General features: G+C 66.7%; 14 protein-coding genes. 7 read left to right on the top strand and 7 right to left on the bottom strand.

Features of this window, described 5'->3' with window-relative positions; all coding sequences use genetic code 11:
• Positions 1-11: 11 nt before the first annotated feature.
• The 3 genes from AC1DUN_RS10445 to AC1DUN_RS10435 all read right to left on the bottom strand — a co-directional run bounded on the left by AC1DUN_RS10445 (position 12) and on the right by AC1DUN_RS10435 (position 3,517).
• On the bottom strand, positions 12-1,253 hold the full coding sequence (locus AC1DUN_RS10445; protein WP_477713881.1) for an ATP-binding protein: 1,242 nt from the start codon (positions 1,251-1,253) through the stop codon (positions 12-14).
• Positions 1,254-1,258: 5 nt separating this feature from the next.
• Positions 1,259-1,975, bottom strand: coding sequence for a response regulator (locus tag AC1DUN_RS10440; RefSeq protein ID WP_477713880.1), 717 nt, complete (start codon positions 1,973-1,975; stop codon positions 1,259-1,261).
• Between the two features lie 195 nt (positions 1,976-2,170).
• Positions 2,171-3,517: an AmpG family muropeptide MFS transporter gene (locus AC1DUN_RS10435; RefSeq protein ID WP_477713879.1), complete on the bottom strand. Its 1,347-nt coding sequence runs from the start codon at positions 3,515-3,517 to the stop codon at positions 2,171-2,173.
• Between the two features lie 31 nt (positions 3,518-3,548).
• Between AC1DUN_RS10435 and AC1DUN_RS10430 the strand changes: the two genes are divergently transcribed.
• The 5 genes from AC1DUN_RS10430 to AC1DUN_RS10410 all read left to right on the top strand — a co-directional run bounded on the left by AC1DUN_RS10430 (position 3,549) and on the right by AC1DUN_RS10410 (position 9,533).
• Positions 3,549-4,391 (top strand): M48 family metallopeptidase, encoded by an 843-nt coding sequence (locus tag AC1DUN_RS10430; protein WP_477713878.1) that lies wholly within the window; start codon positions 3,549-3,551, stop codon positions 4,389-4,391.
• A 27-nt stretch (positions 4,392-4,418) separates the two neighbouring features.
• Complete coding sequence (locus tag AC1DUN_RS10425) at positions 4,419-5,576, top strand: HPP family protein (protein WP_477713877.1); 1,158 nt, start codon at positions 4,419-4,421, stop codon at positions 5,574-5,576.
• A gap of 303 nt (positions 5,577-5,879) precedes the next feature.
• Positions 5,880-6,221 carry an Hpt domain-containing protein gene (locus AC1DUN_RS10420; RefSeq protein WP_477713876.1) on the top strand — a complete coding sequence of 114 codons (342 nt, stop codon included), beginning with the start codon at positions 5,880-5,882 and terminating at the stop codon, positions 6,219-6,221.
• 21 nt (positions 6,222-6,242) lie between these two features.
• The gene (locus AC1DUN_RS10415) at positions 6,243-9,140 is read left to right on the top strand and encodes a PAS domain S-box protein (RefSeq protein ID WP_477713875.1); all 2,898 of its coding nucleotides are present in this window, start codon (positions 6,243-6,245) and stop codon (positions 9,138-9,140) included.
• A gap of 6 nt (positions 9,141-9,146) precedes the next feature.
• Positions 9,147-9,533, top strand: coding sequence for a response regulator (locus AC1DUN_RS10410; RefSeq protein ID WP_074578274.1), 387 nt, complete (start codon positions 9,147-9,149; stop codon positions 9,531-9,533).
• A gap of 276 nt (positions 9,534-9,809) precedes the next feature.
• On the opposite strand, the gene AC1DUN_RS10405 is transcribed toward AC1DUN_RS10410, so the two are convergent.
• On the bottom strand, positions 9,810-10,676 hold the full coding sequence (locus AC1DUN_RS10405) for an exodeoxyribonuclease III (RefSeq protein ID WP_477713874.1): 867 nt from the start codon (positions 10,674-10,676) through the stop codon (positions 9,810-9,812).
• Positions 10,677-10,686: 10 nt separating this feature from the next.
• Here AC1DUN_RS10405 and pyrE point away from each other — a divergent pair, with 10 nt between their 5' ends.
• Both pyrE and AC1DUN_RS10395 read left to right on the top strand, forming a co-directional pair.
• Positions 10,687-11,439: an orotate phosphoribosyltransferase gene (gene pyrE / locus AC1DUN_RS10400; protein WP_477713873.1), complete on the top strand. Its 753-nt coding sequence runs from the start codon at positions 10,687-10,689 to the stop codon at positions 11,437-11,439.
• 30 nt (positions 11,440-11,469) lie between these two features.
• Positions 11,470-12,108 carry a DUF4124 domain-containing protein gene (locus AC1DUN_RS10395; protein WP_477714092.1) on the top strand — a complete coding sequence of 213 codons (639 nt, stop codon included), beginning with the start codon at positions 11,470-11,472 and terminating at the stop codon, positions 12,106-12,108.
• 42 nt (positions 12,109-12,150) lie between these two features.
• Here AC1DUN_RS10395 and gatB read toward each other — a convergent pair whose 3' ends face one another.
• From gatB to gatC, 3 genes are read right to left on the bottom strand one after another with little or no spacing between them, the layout of a single operon-like run.
• Complete coding sequence (gene gatB, locus AC1DUN_RS10390; protein WP_477713872.1) at positions 12,151-13,608, bottom strand: Asp-tRNA(Asn)/Glu-tRNA(Gln) amidotransferase subunit GatB; 1,458 nt, start codon at positions 13,606-13,608, stop codon at positions 12,151-12,153.
• Between the two features lie 5 nt (positions 13,609-13,613).
• Complete coding sequence (gene gatA / locus AC1DUN_RS10385; RefSeq protein ID WP_477713871.1) at positions 13,614-15,128, bottom strand: Asp-tRNA(Asn)/Glu-tRNA(Gln) amidotransferase subunit GatA; 1,515 nt, start codon at positions 15,126-15,128, stop codon at positions 13,614-13,616.
• Entirely contained in the window at positions 15,125-15,424 is a 300-nt protein-coding gene (gene gatC / locus AC1DUN_RS10380) for an Asp-tRNA(Asn)/Glu-tRNA(Gln) amidotransferase subunit GatC (RefSeq protein ID WP_477713870.1), read from the bottom strand. The genes gatA and gatC overlap by 4 nt, the downstream gene beginning before the upstream one ends.
• Between the last annotated feature and the right edge of the window lie 85 nt (positions 15,425-15,509).

Raw genomic sequence — 15,509 nt, 5'->3', positions numbered from 1 at the left:
CGTGACTTATTTCACGCTGCTGGCAGGGCGGCCGCGTGGGCCACGGGCAGCTCCACGATGAAGGACGCGCCGCCGCCGGGCCGTGCCTCGCAGCGCACGTTGCCGCCATGGCGCTGGCTGATGGACTTGACCAGCGCCAGGCCCAGGCCCACGCCGCCCTCGCGCTCGCTGGCACCGGGCAGGCGGTAAAACGGCTCGAAGATGCGCTCGCGCTGGCCGGCCGGAACGCCTGGGCCGCGGTCGTGCACCTTGACCACGGCCAGCTGTTTGGCGCCGACGCGGGTTTGCGCAAGCTCGAGGTTGATCTCGCCGGTGCTGTAGCGCCTGGCGTTTTCCAGCAGGTTGCGGATCAGCCGGCGCAGGAGGCGCGGCGAGCCCTGCACGGTCAGGCTGTGGCTGGCGGCGTCCAGCCCCAGGCCGGCGGCCGGCTGCTGGCCGAGTTCCGCGCTGAGTTCGGCGTTGACGCGCGCGCATTCCTCGGCTGCCAGTCCCGTGAGGTCCAGGGTTTCAAAAGGCTCCGCGTCAGCCTGTTTGGCGTCCAGCCGGCTGGCCAGCAGGATCTCGTCGATCAGCTGGTCGAGCTCGTTGATGCTGCGCGAGATTTCCTTGCGCTGGGGCGAGGCGGCGTCGGTGCCCATGAGCTCCAGGCCCATGCGGATGCGCGCCAGCGGCGAGCGCAATTCATGCGAGGCGTTGGCCAGCAGCGACTTGTGCGACTCCATCAGGGTTTCGATGCGCTCGGCCGCGTGGTTGAAGCGCCCGGCCAGGAAAGCCACCTCGTCCTTGCCGTCGGCATTGACGCGGGCCGACAGGTCGCCCGCGCCCCAGCGTTCCACGCCGCGCTGCAGGGCCTCGAGCCGCTGCGTCAGCCGCCGCATGACGGGGTAGGCGCCCACGGCCACGGCCAGGCCGACCAGGCCCAGCATCCAGCCGAAGCCGAAACCAAAAGGCGGGCGCATCCAGGGGTTGCCCGGCGGGCGCTTGGGCCGGGGCAGCAGCAGGTTCAGGGTCTGGCCGTCATTGGTGACCACGTCGAACTCCAGGTCGTCGCCGAGCTTGCGGTCGGGCCGGGTCTGCGCCGTGCCTATGACCTGGCCCTTGTCGTTGTGCACCAGCACTTCGCGTATCGGCAGCTGCGGCGGGTCGGCGCTCAGGCGCCAGGCCGCGCCGACCAGGAAGGTCAGCACGACCACGGTGGCGACCACCGCCAGCCAAATGCGTACATAGAGGTGCGAAGTGAAACGGCCCCACATGAAGATCAGTCCTGCTGCTTGGCGAACACATAACCCACGCCGCGCACGGTGAGTATGCGTTTGGGATCCTTGGCGTCGGCCTCGATGGCGCTGCGGATGCGGCCCATGTGCACGTCGATGGAGCGGTCGAAGGCTTCGAGCTCGCGGCCGCGCACGGCTTCCATGATCTGGTCGCGGCTGAGCACGCGGCCGGCGCGTTCGGCCAGCGCCACCAGCAGGTCGAACTGGTAGGAGGTCAGCTCGCAGGGGCTGCCCGACACCGAGACGGTGCGCGCATCGCGGTCGATTTCCAGCGAGCCGAAGCGCATGACTTTGTGGCCGCCGTTGGCCGCGGCGCTGGCGGTGTCGCCGCCGCGGCGCAGCACGGCGCGTATGCGCGCCAGCAGCTCGCGCGGCTCAAACGGCTTGGGCAGGTAGTCGTCGGCGCCGATTTCCAGGCCGACGATGCGGTCCATGGGGTCGCCCTTGGCGGTGAGCATCAGCACCGCGGTGTTGGCGCTGTCGCTGCCCTGGCCCTTGATGCGCCGGCAGACTTCCAGGCCGTCCATGTCGGGCAGCATCAGGTCCAGGATGACCAGGTCGGGGTTGCTGCCTTCCAGCGCGGCGAGCCCGCTCGCGCCGTCGGCCGCGTGGGTGAAGCCATAGCCCGACTGGCGCAGGTACTCGCCCACCATGCTGGCCAGGCGGGCGTCGTCTTCGATCATCAGGAGTTGTTGGGTCATGGAGAGGTCCTCGGTTGCAGGGTGTCCGCCAGGGTGGAACACGATAGGTTCATGCTGCGCCGCACGCAACAATCGCGCTTGAAGCCATCGTAAAGTTACGGTAAACCGGGGCGGCAGTCCACCAGCATACTCCGCCGCACGGGTATCTGGCGGCTGTTTTGAAGCTATAAATTTAATAGCTGCAGGTGCCTGTTCCTATTGGGACTTCGGAGGCTGAAGCCGCGAGGCCAGGGCCACCAGCACGAGCACCGGCAAGCCCAGCAGGGCGGTCGCGGTGAAGAAATGGCTGTAACCGAAGGCGTCCACGTATTTGCCCGAGTAGCCGGCCAGGAACTTGGGCAGCAGCAGCATCATGGAGCTGAACAGCGCGTACTGCGTGGCCGAATAATTGACGTTGGTCAGGCTGGACAGGTAGGCGATGAAGGCGGCCGAGGCAATGCCGCTGGACAGGTTGTCGGCCGAGATCACGAAGATCAGCGAGGTGACGTCATGGCCGCGCGTGCCCAGCCAGGCGAACAGCAGGTTGCTGGCCGCGCTCAGCACCGCGCCCAGCATCAGCACGCGCATCACGCCGAAGCGCATGGCCAGCGCGCCGCCGACAAAGGCGCCGGCCAGCGTCATGATGACGCCGTAAATCTTGGTCACCGCCGCCACCTCGTCCTTGGTGTAGCCCATGTCCACGTAAAACGGGTTGGCCATGATGCCCATCACCACATCGCTGATGCGGTAGATGGCGATCAGCGCGAGGATCAGCAGCGCCTGCTTGCCGTAGCGGCGCAGGAAATCGGCAAAAGGGTCGACCAGCGCGGTCTTGAGCCATTCGACGGCGTTGCGCGAGGGCGGCATCACGCGGGCCGCCGGCTCAGGCGACAGCAGCACGGTCGCCATGCCCAGCAGCATGGAGGCGGCCATGGCCAGGTAGGCGACCTGCCAGGCGCCGTGCTGGTAGGTGGCCGCATCGCCGACTTCGGCGCGCGCGGCGATCCATAGCGCGCCGGCGCCGGCCCAGATCATCGCGATGCGGTAGCCGGTCTGGTAGGCGGCTGCCAGCGCCGCCTGGCGCTGCGTGTCGGCCGATTCGATGCGAAAGGCGTCCAGCGCGATATCCTGCGTGGCCGAGCCGAAGGCCACGGCCAGCGCGCACCACACCACGGGCAGCAGCGCCACCCGGGGGTCGGTCAGGGCCATGCCGGTGAGCGCCGCCGCGATGACCAGCTGCGACAGCAGCAGCCAGCTGCGTCGGCGCCCGAGCAGGCGTGTCAGCAGCGGGATCGGCATGCGGTCCACCAGCGGCGCCCACACCCACTTGAAGCCGTAGGCCAGGCCCACCCAGCTCAGGTAGCCGATGGTGGTGCGGTCTATGCCGGCTTCGCGCAGCCAGAAGCTCAGCGTGCCGAACACCAGCAGCAGCGGCAGCCCGGCGGAAAAGCCCAGAAACAACATGCGCAGCGTGGCCGCCTCGGCATACACATGCCAGACATCGCGCCAGGAGGTTTTGGGAGGGGGAGGGGAGAGCTCGGCGGAGGGGGTTTTGTCTGACATGGCCATTTCGATTTGTGACTATTATTCACCCATGTGCTTTTTATGCGATGCCAAACACTCCGCCTGGCCTGGCCGCCGGGCATTTCTGCTGGCCGCTGCCGGTACCGCGGCGACGGCCGCCACCATGCCGCTGCGCGCCCAGGTGGATGTCGGGCCCGCATCCCAGCTGCGCAACCTGGTGCCCGCCGACGAGATTGAAGGCGCCGCCACCCAGGAATACAGCAAGCTGCTGGCCGAAGCCCGCGCCAAGGGCGCGCTGGCGCCGCAGGGCAACCCGCAGCTGCAGCGGCTGCGCGCCATTGCCGCCAAGCTGGTGCCGCAGACCGCCCAGTGGAACGACCGCGCCAGGCAATGGCGCTGGGAGGTCAACCTGCTGGGCAGCAAACAGATCAACGCGTTTTGCATGCCGGGCGGCAAGATCGCCTTTTATACCGGCATCCTCGACCAGCTCAAGCTGACCGACGACGAGGCGGCCATGGTCATGGGCCACGAAATGGCCCACGCGCTGCGCGAGCACGCCCGTGCGCGCATCGCCAAAAGCCAGGGCACGGGCACCCTGCTGTCGCTGGGCGCGCAGCTGCTGGGCTGGGGCCAGGTCGGCGACCTGGCCGCCAGCATAGGCACGCAGCTGCTGACGCTGCGGTTTAGCCGCGAGGACGAAACCGATGCCGACCTGGTGGGCCTGGAGCTGGCCGCGCGCGGCGGCTACAACCCGCAGGCGGCCGTCAGCCTGTGGGAAAAGATGGGCCAGGCCGGCGGCGGATCTTCCGGCCCGAGCTTTCTGTCCACCCATCCCTCGGGCCCTGAGCGCATCCAGCAACTGCAGGCCAATGTGCCCAAGGTACAAGCCCTTTATCAACGCGCCCGCAGCTAACCAGGCTGGCCGTCTCCGGTAACCGGTTTGACGCAGCGCGCCGCCCTCTTTTCACGCGCCTGGTGGCGGGCCTTTCGCCCCGCGCGCACCCGCATCAACACGCGCGAACGCCTGCGCCTGGTGGCGGGTTCGCTGTTCGGTATCTTCCTGACGGGGCTGCTGTGCCATCTGGCCGGTTGGGCGGTGCCCGGCCTGCCCTGGCTGGTGGCGCCGCTGGGGGCCAGCGCGGTGCTGATCTTTGCCGTGCCGGCCAGCCCCATGGCGCAGCCCTGGCCGGTGGTGGGTGGCAACACGCTGTCGGCGCTGGCCGGCATCGCCGGGGTGCACGGCGCGCACCTGCTGGGCTCGCCCGAGCTGGCCGCCGCCCTGGCGGTGGCCACGGCGATTGCGCTGATGCTGGCGCTGCGCTGCCTGCACCCGCCGGGCGGCGCCACGGCGCTGATGATGGTGCTGGGCGGCATCTCCAGCCCGGTGTTCGCCTTTTATCCCGTGATGCTCAATTCGGTGCTGCTGGTGCTCATGGGCATCCTCTACAACAACGCGACGCGGCGCGCCTACCCGCACACGCAGCTGCCGCCGCCGGGCGCGGCGCCCTCGGCCCAGGACCGGCAGCTCGACGCCGATCTGGACGCCGTGCTGGCACGCTACAACCAGGTGCTGGACGTGAGCCGCGACGACCTCAAGGCCCTGCTGGCCGAAACGCGGCTGCGCGCCTACGACCGGAAGCTGGCCGAGGTACGCTGCGAAGACATCATGTCGCGCGAGCTGGTGACGGTGGAATTCGGCACGCCGCTTGAGGAGGCCTGGGCCCTGCTGAGGGAGCGCCGCATCAAGGCGCTGCCGGTGGTGGACCGCGGCTTTCGCATCGCCGGCATCATCACGGTGGCGGACTTCATGCGTGCCGCCGACCTGGACCTGTACGAGGGCTTTGATGCCAAGCTCAGGCAGCTGGTGCGCAGCACGCGCAGCGTGTATTCGGACAAGCCCGAGGTCGTGGGGCAGATCATGACCCGCAACGTGCGCGTGGCGGGCCGGCAGCGCCGGCTGGTGGAGCTGGTGCCACTGTTCGGCAGCACCGGCCACCACCACATCCCCATCATTGGCGAGGGTGAGCGGCTGGTCGGGATTATTACCCAGTCGGATCTGGTCGCGGCACTCGGGAAGGCGGCCGATCCGTCAGCTTGATCAAGGGTTCGGCGCGTGATGAATGAGGTCGAAGGTATTCAATTTCTGCGCGACTATTGATGTAATTCGCTACATATCAAGGCATAAGGTTTAACGAGTTTGCCTTGTGCGGTTTTTGTGCGGGATGGACCCGCATCAAAGGGGCATCAAGGGCGGCAACCACTCGTACTTGTCCTACGCTGCTTTTTGATACTTGCGCCTTAAGATGGGCCGCATGAGCCCTCCGCTTCCTCCTGGACAGGCCGCCTTTTTCGCGCGGTGGCGGGGCACGGACGCACGGCGGGCACCCTCCATCCCGATGCCATGACGCGCACCGACCCGGCCCTGATCGCATTCCTGGAGGAGCAGCGCGCCGATTACACCCGCTCCCTGCCGCGCCGGCTGGAGCAGGTCGGCTTGCTTTGGCAGCAGATTCTGCGGGGCGAGGACCTGGCCCAGGCTTTGCCGACGCTGGAGCGCCATGCGCACAGCCTGGCCGGCTCCGCGGCGACTTTTGGCTGGGCGGAACTCGGGCTGGCCGCACAGGCGCTGGAATTGGCCCTGAGCCCCCATGTCGGCACGGAGCGGGCGCTGGCGCCCGAGGCGCAGGCCGAAGTGGGCCGGGCCGTTGAGCAATTGCAGCAGCGCTTTCACAGCGCTGCCTGACGGCTTGCGAAGGAACTGCCCATGCCATCCTCCGCCATCTTCCTGAAAAAGATCAAGGTCGCGATGGCCGGCGGTGTGGTGCTCATGGCCGTGGTGGGCACGGCGTCCTATATGGCCATCAGTCGCCTGCTGGAGACGGCGCAGTCCCGCGTGCGGACCGAGGACACGCTGGTGACGCTGGAGCGCGTGGATTCCAGCCTGCGAACGGCCGAGTCCACGCTGCGGCAGTACCTGCTGAGCGGCCGCGAGGACGACCTGGCGGCCTTCCAGGAAGCCCGGGTGGAATTGCGCGCTGTCAGGGCCCGCACGCGCAGCGCCAATGTGCTGCAGGAGTCGGCGGATTTTGACGAATTGATCAACCAGCGCGCCCAGACCGCGAACCAGGCCATCGCGGCGCGCAAGGCGGGCGGCCCCGAGGCGGCGGCTGCCGTCCTGGCCAGCCAGGCCAACCGAGATTTGCGCCTGCGCACCAATGCATTGCTCGAAGGCGCGCGCAACCGCGAGTCCTACAAGTGGCGTGACGCACAGGCGGCGGCCGAGCGCAGCGCGCAGTGGGCGCTGAGCCTCATCGTGGCCGCCAGCGCCCTGTTTTTCGGCATGCTGGGCTGGGTGGTTTATGTGGTCAAGCACTACGAGCAGGTGCGAAAAAGCGGCGAGGCCCAGCTGCGCGACAGCGAAGCCATGAGCCGCAGCATCACCGAAGGCATGGTGGAGGCCGTGATCACCACCACCTCGGAGGACATCGTGCTGGAGGCCAATGCCGCCGCGCTGCAGCTTTTCGGCTACGAGCGCAGCGAACTGGTGGGGCGTGACGTTTCGGAACTGGTGCCCGAGCGCCTGCGCGGCCAGTACAAGGAATTCACCGCGATGATGCATGCGCGGCCCGGGGCTTTCCGGATTTCCGGGCGCGAAGTGCTCGCCTTGCGCAAGGACGGCACCGAATTCCCGGTCAGCGTGTCCTTCAGCGACGTGCAGGTGGGCGGGCGGCGCGTGTTCACCGCCCTGATGCATGACATCACCGAAAGCAAGCGCATCACCAAGGCCCTGCGGGCCAGCGAGTCGCAGTTGCGCCAGGTCACCGACACGGTGCCGGCCCTGATCGCCTACCTGGACACCGACCAGCGCTTTCGCTTTCACAACCGGGCCTATGAGGACAACTTCGGCCTGAGCTACGAGCAGATCGACGGCAAGCCGCTGGCCGACGTGCTGGGTTCCCAGGTGTATGAAACGGTGCGGGAAAAGGTGGATGAAGTCCTGAGCGGGCATACGGTGCGCTACGAGCGCACGCAGGTCACGCCCCAGGGTGAGCGCAGGCACTACGCGATGCAGTATTTCCCGCGCTACGGCGAAGGCTCGGCGGCGGACAAGGTGATCGGCTTTTTCTCGCTGGGCACCGACATCACCGAGCTCAAGCGCATAGACCGCATGAAGACCGAGTTTGTTTCCACCGTCAGCCACGAACTGCGCACGCCGCTCACCTCGATACGCGGTTCGCTGGGCCTGATCTCGGGCGGCGTGGCCGGCCAGTTGCCCGATGCCGTCAAGAGCCTGGTGACCATTGCGCAAAACAACTGCGAGCGCCTGATCCGGCTGATCAACGACATCCTGGACAGCGAAAAAATCGAATCCGGCAAGCTGCGCCTGGACTTGCAGGTGGTGGACCTGCGGCAGCTGGTGCAGCAGACGCTGGTCGCCAACGAGGGTTTTGCCAGCCAGCACGGCGTGAGCCTGGTGATGCGGGCGCCCGAGGCGGCGCTGCACGTGCGCGTCGACAGCGACCGCATGACCCAGGTGCTGACCAACCTGCTGTCCAACGCGGTGAAGTTTTCGCCCAAGGCCGGCGTGGTGGAGGTCAGGCTCTCGCGCACGGCGCAGAAAGTGCGGGCGGAGGTGGTCGACGCCGGCCCCGGCATTCCGGAGGAATTCAGTTCCCGCATCTTCCAGAAATTCTCGCAGGCCGACTCCTCCGACACCCGCCAGAAAGGCGGAACCGGCCTGGGCCTGAATATTTCCCGTGCCCTGGTCGAAAAAATGGGCGGCACCATCGGTTTTTCGAGCAAGGCGGGCGTGGGCACCACCTTCTTTTTTGAGATGCCCGAATGGACCAACCCGGTGCCGCTGCTCAAGCCCCTGCGGCCGCCCGCGGTGTCGTCGCGCCCGCGCATCCTGATCTGCGAGGGCGACCCCGACGTGGCCCGCCTGATCAGCATGATGCTGGGCAAGGCCGGCTTTGATTCGGACATGACTTACAGCGCCGAGGAGGCGCTGGCCAGCCTGGCCTCCAACAGCTACGACGCGGTGACGGTGGACCTCAAGCTGCCCGGCCAGAACGGTGTGTCTTTCATCGGCCAGCTGCGCGAGGACGAGAGCACGCGCAACCTGCCCGTCGTGGTCATTTCGGCCATGGCCGAGCAGGGCGAGCTGCAATTCAACCGCAAGCCGCACACGGTTTCGGACTGGCTGAAAAAACCCATCGACGAGCACCTGCTGATCCACAGCCTGCGCCGCGCCGTCGCCAGCCTGGACTCGGGAAAGCCGCGCATCCTGCATGTCGAAGACGACCTGGACATCCAGCGCATTACCGCCGCCATCGCCCACGAATTTGCGAGCTTCGAATTCGCCGCCACGCTGGACGAGGCCCGCGCCCTGCTGCGCGAGCACCCCTTTGACCTGGTGCTGCTGGATCTGGCGCTGGGCAGCCATTCGGGCTGGGACCTGTTTGAGGACATCGACGCGCTGGATCCGCGCCCGCCGGTGATCGTGTTCTCGGCCGGCGACGTCGAACCGTCCGACGGCCGGTATGCCGACGCGGTCCTGGTCAAGGCCCATACCTCAAACACCGAACTGCTCAATACAATCCAGCGAGTCCTCCAGATTCCCGGCGATCCGGGCCCAACCCGTCCCCAAGCCTTGAGTTGAACCATCATGACCAAACCACTGAACCGCATCCTCTATGTTGAAGACGAGCCCGACATCCGCATGGTGGCGCAGATGGCGCTGCAAGCGGTGGGAGGCTTCACCGTGATCGCCTGCGCCTCCGGCCAGGAGGCGCTGGATGCCGCGCCCGGCGCCGGGGCCGACCTGCTGCTGTTGGACGTCATGATGCCCGGCATGGACGGGCCCACCACGCTCAAGGGCTTGCGCGAGCTGCCGGCCACGGCCAGCACACCGGTCATTTTCATGACTGCCAAGGTGCAGGCCGCCGAAGTGGCGGTGTACAAGGGCCTGGGCGCGCTGGAGGTGATTCCCAAGCCCTTCGATCCCATGGAGCTGTCCACGCAGATCCAGCGGATCTGGGCAGAACAGAGTTAGGCCCCCACGCTCCCCCACTTCGTGTGGGTCGCTGCCCCCCGAGGGGGCCGCCCGCCTGTGGCCCGGCAAAGCCGGTTCCACGGCTCATGCTGGCCTGAAGAATTCAGGGCGCAACTAGCGGGGGTATCCACCAGCGGGGGCCGAGGGTCCGGCTTCGCCGGCCTGAGGCGCCGCCCCTTCGAGGGGGGAACAAGCTACACGAAGTGAGCTTGGACAGGGGTGTACCAATTTTTGGGGGAGCAGGCTACACGAAGTGAGCCTGAACGGGGGTGGTTGTCAGAGCTTGAACTCATAATCCACGCTCATGGGCGCGTGGTCGGAAAAGCGCTGTTCCTTGTAGATGTGCTCGCTGCGGGCCAGCGCCGCGAAGGCGGGCGTGGCCAGGTGGTAGTCCAGGCGCCAGCCCACGTTCTTTGCATAGGCCTGGCCGCGGTTGCTCCACCAGGTGTAGGCCGCGTCGGTCGCCGTGGGCTGCAGTTTTCGGTAGACGTCGACGATGCCGCCGCCCCGGGTCGAAGGGCCGGTGCGCTGCGTCAACTCGTCGGCTGCCTCGTTGGCCAGTTCGGCGTCGCGCAGCAGTTCGGTCATCCAGGCGCGTTCCTCGGGCAGGAAGCCGCTGTTCTTTTTATTGCCCTTGAAGTTCTTCAGGTCGATTTCCTGGTGCGCGATGTTGATGTCGCCGCACAGCACGAAGTCGCGCGTTTCCTTCAGGGCCAGCAGGCGCGGGTAAAACTCGGCCAGGAAGCGGAATTTGGCGGCCTGGCGCTCCTCGCCCGAGGAGCCGCTCGGGAAGTAGCAGCTGATGATGGAGAGTTTGGGGCTCAGCTTGCGCCCGGGCCTGTCAAAGCGCAGCTCGACGTAGCGCCCTTCGGCGTCGAATTCGGTGGAGCCGTAGCCCACGATCACGTCGCTGGGCTCATGGCGCGTGTAGATGCCCACACCGGAATAGCCTTTTTTCTCGGCGAAATGAAAATAGCCCTTGAGGCCGGCAATTTCCTCGAAACGGCCGCTCATGTCGGCCGCCTGGGCCTTCAGCTCCTGCACGCAAATACAATCCGGCATGGACTGCGCAACCCAGTCCAGCAGGCCTTTACTGGCCGCGGAGCGGATACCGTTGAGGTTGAGGCTGGTCAATTTAAACATGGGACTTCCAATGAGCACGGCAGGGCAACAACAGGACAACAGGGACGGGGCAACTTCCGCGGACGGCGCGCTGGCACAGGAATTCGTGCAGTTCGCCGTGGAGGCGGGCGTGCTGCGCTTCGGGCAATTCAAGACCAAGGCCGGGCGCATGAGCCCGTATTTTTTCAACGCCGGCCTGTTCGACGACGGGGCCAAGCTGGGACGGCTGGCGCAATTCTATGCGCGCCACCTGCTGGCCGAGGAAAAGCGCACGGGCCTGGCCTTTGACATGATTTTCGGGCCGGCCTACAAGGGCATCCCGCTGGCCGCGGCGGTGGCCATCGAACTCGCGCGGCTGGGGCGCAACTACCCCTTCGCCTACAACCGCAAGGAAGCCAAGGATCACGGCGAAGGCGGCACACTGGTCGGCGCGCCGGTCAAGGGCCGTGTGCTCATCATTGACGACGTGATGTCCGCCGGCACGGCGGCGCGCGAATCGATCGCCATCATCCGGGCCGCTGGCGCAGTTCCCCACGCGGTGGCGCTGGCGCTGGACCGCCAGGAGAAGGCCACGGAAAACGGCGTGGATGTGAGCCATAGTGCCGTGCAATATGTTACGAAACACCTGGGCCTTCAGGTTTGCGCGATTGCGCGCCTGACGGACTTGCTGCAATATCTCTCAGCACAGGGCGACACGCCGGGGTCCGACGGTCCCGATGCACTGTCTCTGAAGACGCACTACCAGGCCGTGCTGGCCTACCGGGAACGCTACGGCGTGGATTAAGGAGTCGATTTGCTCTTGCGAACAGCGCTTATGGTCATCTGGGTGTCGGCTGCCTTCACGGCGAGTCAGGCCGCGGCCCAGCACATTTACACCTGTGTGGACGGCAAAGGCCGCAAGCTCACGGCCGACCGCCCGATCGCCGAGTGCATGGACCGCACCCAGAAGGAGCTGAACCGCTCGGGTACGGTGAAGCGCGAGGTGGGGCCCTCGCTGACCGCGCAGGAGCGCGCGGCGCAGGAAGAAAAGGACAAGGCCGCCGCCGAGGCGCGCGCGCGCGAGGCCGAGGACAAGCGCCGGGACCGCGCCCTGCTGCTGCGTTATCCCAGCCGCGCGGTGCATGACCAGGAACGCGTTATCGCCCTGGCCCAGGTCGACGAGGTCATCAAGGCCTCCAACAAGCGGACGGCGGAGCTGGCCGAGCAGCGCAAAACCCTCCAGGCCGAATTCGAGTTCTACGCCAAAGACCCCGGCAAGGCGCCGCCGGGGCTCAAGCGCAAAGTGGAAGAAAACGAGGCCAGCTCGGCCGTGCAGAGGAAGTTCGTCCAGGACCAGGAGCAGGAGAAAAAGCGCGTCAACCAGCGCTTTGACGAAGAGCTGGTCAAGCTCAAGCAGCTGTGGGCCTTGAGAGAAGGCCCTGTAAGCCCGGCGGCCCCCAGCGCCAAAAACTGAAGGGGCGGGCGCGGGCCGCCCGGTGTCCCCAGGCGCGGCCTCCTAAGCCAGTTTTTTCTTCAGCAGCTCGTTGACCTGCGCCGGGTTGGCCTTGCCCTTGGTGGCTTTCATGGCCTGGCCGACCAGCGCATTCATGGCCTTGGCATTGCCGGCTTTGACCTCTTCCACATTCTTGGCATTGGCGGCCAGCACCTCGTCGATGATCTTCTCGAGCTCGCCGGTATCGCTCATCTGCTTGAGGCCCTTGGCCTCGATGATGGCGTCGACGTTCGAACCCTCGCCGGTCCACAGCGCGTCGAACACCTGCTTGGCGGCATTGTTTGAAATCGTGCCGTCGGCGATGCGGGTGATCAGGCTCGCCAGTTGCGCGGCGCTGACGGTGGAGTCCTCGATCGGTTTTTCTTCGCTGTTCAGGCGCCGCGAGAGCTCCCCCATGACCCAGTTGCTGGCCAGCTTGGCTTGCTGGCTGGCCTCGGCCACCGCCTCAAAAAACGCGGCTGTCGCCTTGCTCTGCGTGAGCTGGCCGGCGTCGTATTCGGGCAGCCCGTAGTCCTTGACGAAACGCGCCGCCATCACGCGCGGCAGCTCGGACATTTCCGAGCGTGTTTTTTCCACCCAGTCGCGACCGATCACCAGCGGCGGCAGGTCGGGGTCGGGGAAATAGCGGTAGTCGGCCGCGTCTTCCTTGGTGCGCATGCTGCGCGTCTCGCCCGTGTCGGGGTCGAACAGCACGGTGGCCTGCTCGATGGCGTGGCCGTCTTCGATCTGCCCGATCTGCCAGCGCACCTCGTAGTCGATGGCCTGCTGCATGAAGCGAAAGCTGTTGAGGTTCTTGATTTCACGGCGCGTGCCCAGCGGCTCGCCCGGCTTGCGCACCGAGACGTTGGCGTCGCAGCGGAAGCTGCCTTCCTGCATGTTGCCGTCGCAGATGCCTATCCAGGTGACGATCTTGTGCAGTTCCTTGGCATAGGCGACGGCCTCGGCCGAGGAGCGCATGTCCGGCTCGGTCACGATCTCCAGCAGCGGCGTGCCCGCGCGGTTCAGGTCTATGCCGCTCATGCCGATGAAGTCTTCGTGCAGCGACTTGCCCGCGTCTTCCTCGAGGTGGGCGCGCACCAGGCGCACTGAGCGCTTTTCGCCGTCCAGGAAAAACTCGACGCTACCGCCTTGCACCACGGGAATTTCAAACTGGCTGATCTGGTAGCCCTTGGGCAGGTCGGGGTAGAAGTAGTTCTTGCGCGCGAAAACGCTGCGCTCGGCAATGTGCGCGTTGACGGCCAGGCCGAACTCGATGGCGCGCTGCACCGCGCCCTTGTTCATCACCGGCAGCGCGCCGGGCAGCGCGAAGTCCACGGCGCTGGCCTGCGTGTTCGGCTCGGCACCGAAGGCGGTGGAGGCGCGGCTGAAGATTTTCGATTGGGTGGTGAGCTGCGTGTGGGTCTCAAAGCCGATAACGACTTCGTAGCCCTGCACCAGCGGGGATTTCGTGTCTTTGCTCATGTCAGTCATGCCGATGTTGCTGGTGCGCGCGTGTGCCAGTCGGTCGCCAGCTGGAACTGGTGGGCCGCGCCCAGCAGCTGCGCTTCCTTGAAGTAGTTGCCGATCAGCTGCAGGCCCACGGGCATGCCGCCGGCGCCGAAGCCCGCCGGCACGCTCATGCCGGGCAGGCCGGCCAGGCTGGACGACAGGGTGTAGATGTCGGCCAGGTAGTTGGCCACCGGGTCGTCGGACTTTTCACCGATCTTCCAGGCGACGGTGGGTGACACCGGGCCGGCAATGATGTCGCACTGCGTGAAGGCGGTCTGGAAGTCCTGCGCGATCAGGCGGCGGATTTTTTGCGCCTTGAGGTAGTAGGCGTCGTAGTAGCCGTGCGAAAGCACATAGGTGCCTATCATGATGCGGCGCGTGGCCTCGTCGCCGAAGCCTTCGCTGCGCGACTTTTTGTACATATCGTTGAGGTCGCCGTACTGCGCCGCGCGGTGGCCGTAGCGCACGCCGTCAAAGCGGCTCAGGTTGCTGCTGGCCTCGGCCGGCGCGATGACGTAATACACCGGGATCGACAGCTCGGTCAGCGGCAGGCTGACGTCGACCAGCGTGGCGCCCAGCTTTTCATACTCGGCCAGCGCGCCGTGCACGGCGGCCAGCACGTCGGGCGCGCAGCCGGCGCCGAAGAACTGCGTGGGCAGGCCTATGCGCAGGCCCTTGAGCGGCTTGTCGCCGGCCGAGGCGGGGCGCGCGGCCAGCAGGTCGGCCGTATAGTCGGCGGCGGGCAGGTCCAGCGAGGTCGAGTCGCGGTCCGGGTCGGGCCCGGCCATGGCCGACAGCAGCAGGGCGCAGTCGAGCGCGCTGCGCGCCATCGGGCCGGCCTGGTCCAGGCTGGAGGCGAAGGCCACCATGCCGTAGCGCGAGCAGCGGCCGTAGGTGGGCTTGATGCCGGTGATGCCGGTCAGCGAGGCCGGCTGGCGTATCGAGCCGCCGGTGTCGGTGCCGGTGGCGGCCGGCACCAGGCGCGCGGCCACGGCGGCGGCCGAGCCGCCCGAGGAGCCGCCCGGAATGCGGCTGGTGTCCCAGGGGTTTTTCACGGGCTTGTAGGCGCTGTTGTCGTTGCCCGAACCCATGGCGAATTCGTCGCAGTTGAGCTTGCCCAGCGTGACCATGCCGGCGCCCTGCGGCCCCAGCTTGCCCACCACCGTGGCGTCAAAGGGGCTGCGGTAGTTTTCCAGTATCTTCGAGCCGGCGGTCGTGGGGAAGTCGCGCGTGACGAACACGTCCTTGTGCGCCAGCGGCACGCCCAGCAGCGGTGTGCGCTCGCCGGCGGCCAGCCGCGCGTCGGCGGCTTTGGCCTGCGCCAGGGACACGTCGGCGTTGGTGGCCAGGAAGGCGCCCAGGTTTTCGTGCTGGATGCGGGCCAGGAAATGCTGCGTGGCTTCCACGCTGGAGACTTCACGCGCGGCCAGTTTGGCGGCCAGCTGCGCGACGCCCAGGTCGTGCAGCGCGGTGTTGTTCAGGGCGCTGCTCATTCGATCACCCTGGGCACAAGAAACAGGCCGCGTTCCACGGCGGGCGCGCTGACCTGGCTGGCTTCGCGCTGGTTGGGTTCGCTGGCGACGTCCTCGCGCAGGCGCAGGGCGACGTCGCCGATCACCGCCGCCGGGTGGGCCAGTGGTTCCACGCCTTCGGTGTTGACGGCGTCCATCTGCTCCACCAGGGCGAAAAAGCCGTTGAGTTGGGCCAGGGTGTGCTCGGTTTCGTCGGGACGCAATTCCAGCCGCGCCAGGTTGGCGACGCGGGCGATGTCTTGAGGTGTCAGTGCCATGGGGTAGGGATGAAGGAAATACGGGGGAAAATAAACCAGAAAACAGGGGCTGAAACGAGGTGTAAAGCTGAAAAAACGGGCTCGC

The sequence above is a fragment of the Polaromonas sp. P4_F6 genome (assembly GCF_056401275.1).
The sequence above is the reverse complement of the archived record's forward strand: the minus strand, read 5'-3'. Positions and strand labels throughout refer to the sequence as shown.

Excerpts from the sequence above, each read along its gene's own strand:
- AC1DUN_RS10445 (WP_477713881.1), bottom strand. The coding sequence starts at position 1,253 with ATGTGGGGCCGTTTCACTTCGCACCTCTATGTACGCATTTGGCTGGCG.
- AC1DUN_RS10440 (WP_477713880.1), bottom strand. The coding sequence starts at position 1,975 with ATGACCCAACAACTCCTGATGATCGAAGACGACGCCCGCCTGGCCAGC.
- AC1DUN_RS10435 (WP_477713879.1), bottom strand. The coding sequence starts at position 3,517 with ATGTCAGACAAAACCCCCTCCGCCGAGCTCTCCCCTCCCCCTCCCAAA.
- AC1DUN_RS10430 (WP_477713878.1), top strand. The coding sequence starts at position 3,549 with ATGTGCTTTTTATGCGATGCCAAACACTCCGCCTGGCCTGGCCGCCGG.
- AC1DUN_RS10420 (WP_477713876.1), top strand. The coding sequence starts at position 5,880 with ATGACGCGCACCGACCCGGCCCTGATCGCATTCCTGGAGGAGCAGCGC.
- AC1DUN_RS10415 (WP_477713875.1), top strand. The coding sequence starts at position 6,243 with ATGCCATCCTCCGCCATCTTCCTGAAAAAGATCAAGGTCGCGATGGCC.
- AC1DUN_RS10410 (WP_074578274.1), top strand. The coding sequence starts at position 9,147 with ATGACCAAACCACTGAACCGCATCCTCTATGTTGAAGACGAGCCCGAC.
- AC1DUN_RS10405 (WP_477713874.1), bottom strand. The coding sequence starts at position 10,676 with ATGTTTAAATTGACCAGCCTCAACCTCAACGGTATCCGCTCCGCGGCC.
- pyrE (WP_477713873.1), top strand. The coding sequence starts at position 10,687 with ATGAGCACGGCAGGGCAACAACAGGACAACAGGGACGGGGCAACTTCC.
- AC1DUN_RS10395 (WP_477714092.1), top strand. The coding sequence starts at position 11,470 with ATGGTCATCTGGGTGTCGGCTGCCTTCACGGCGAGTCAGGCCGCGGCC.
- gatB (WP_477713872.1), bottom strand. The coding sequence starts at position 13,608 with ATGAGCAAAGACACGAAATCCCCGCTGGTGCAGGGCTACGAAGTCGTT.
- gatA (WP_477713871.1), bottom strand. The coding sequence starts at position 15,128 with ATGAGCAGCGCCCTGAACAACACCGCGCTGCACGACCTGGGCGTCGCG.
- gatC (WP_477713870.1), bottom strand. The coding sequence starts at position 15,424 with ATGGCACTGACACCTCAAGACATCGCCCGCGTCGCCAACCTGGCGCGG.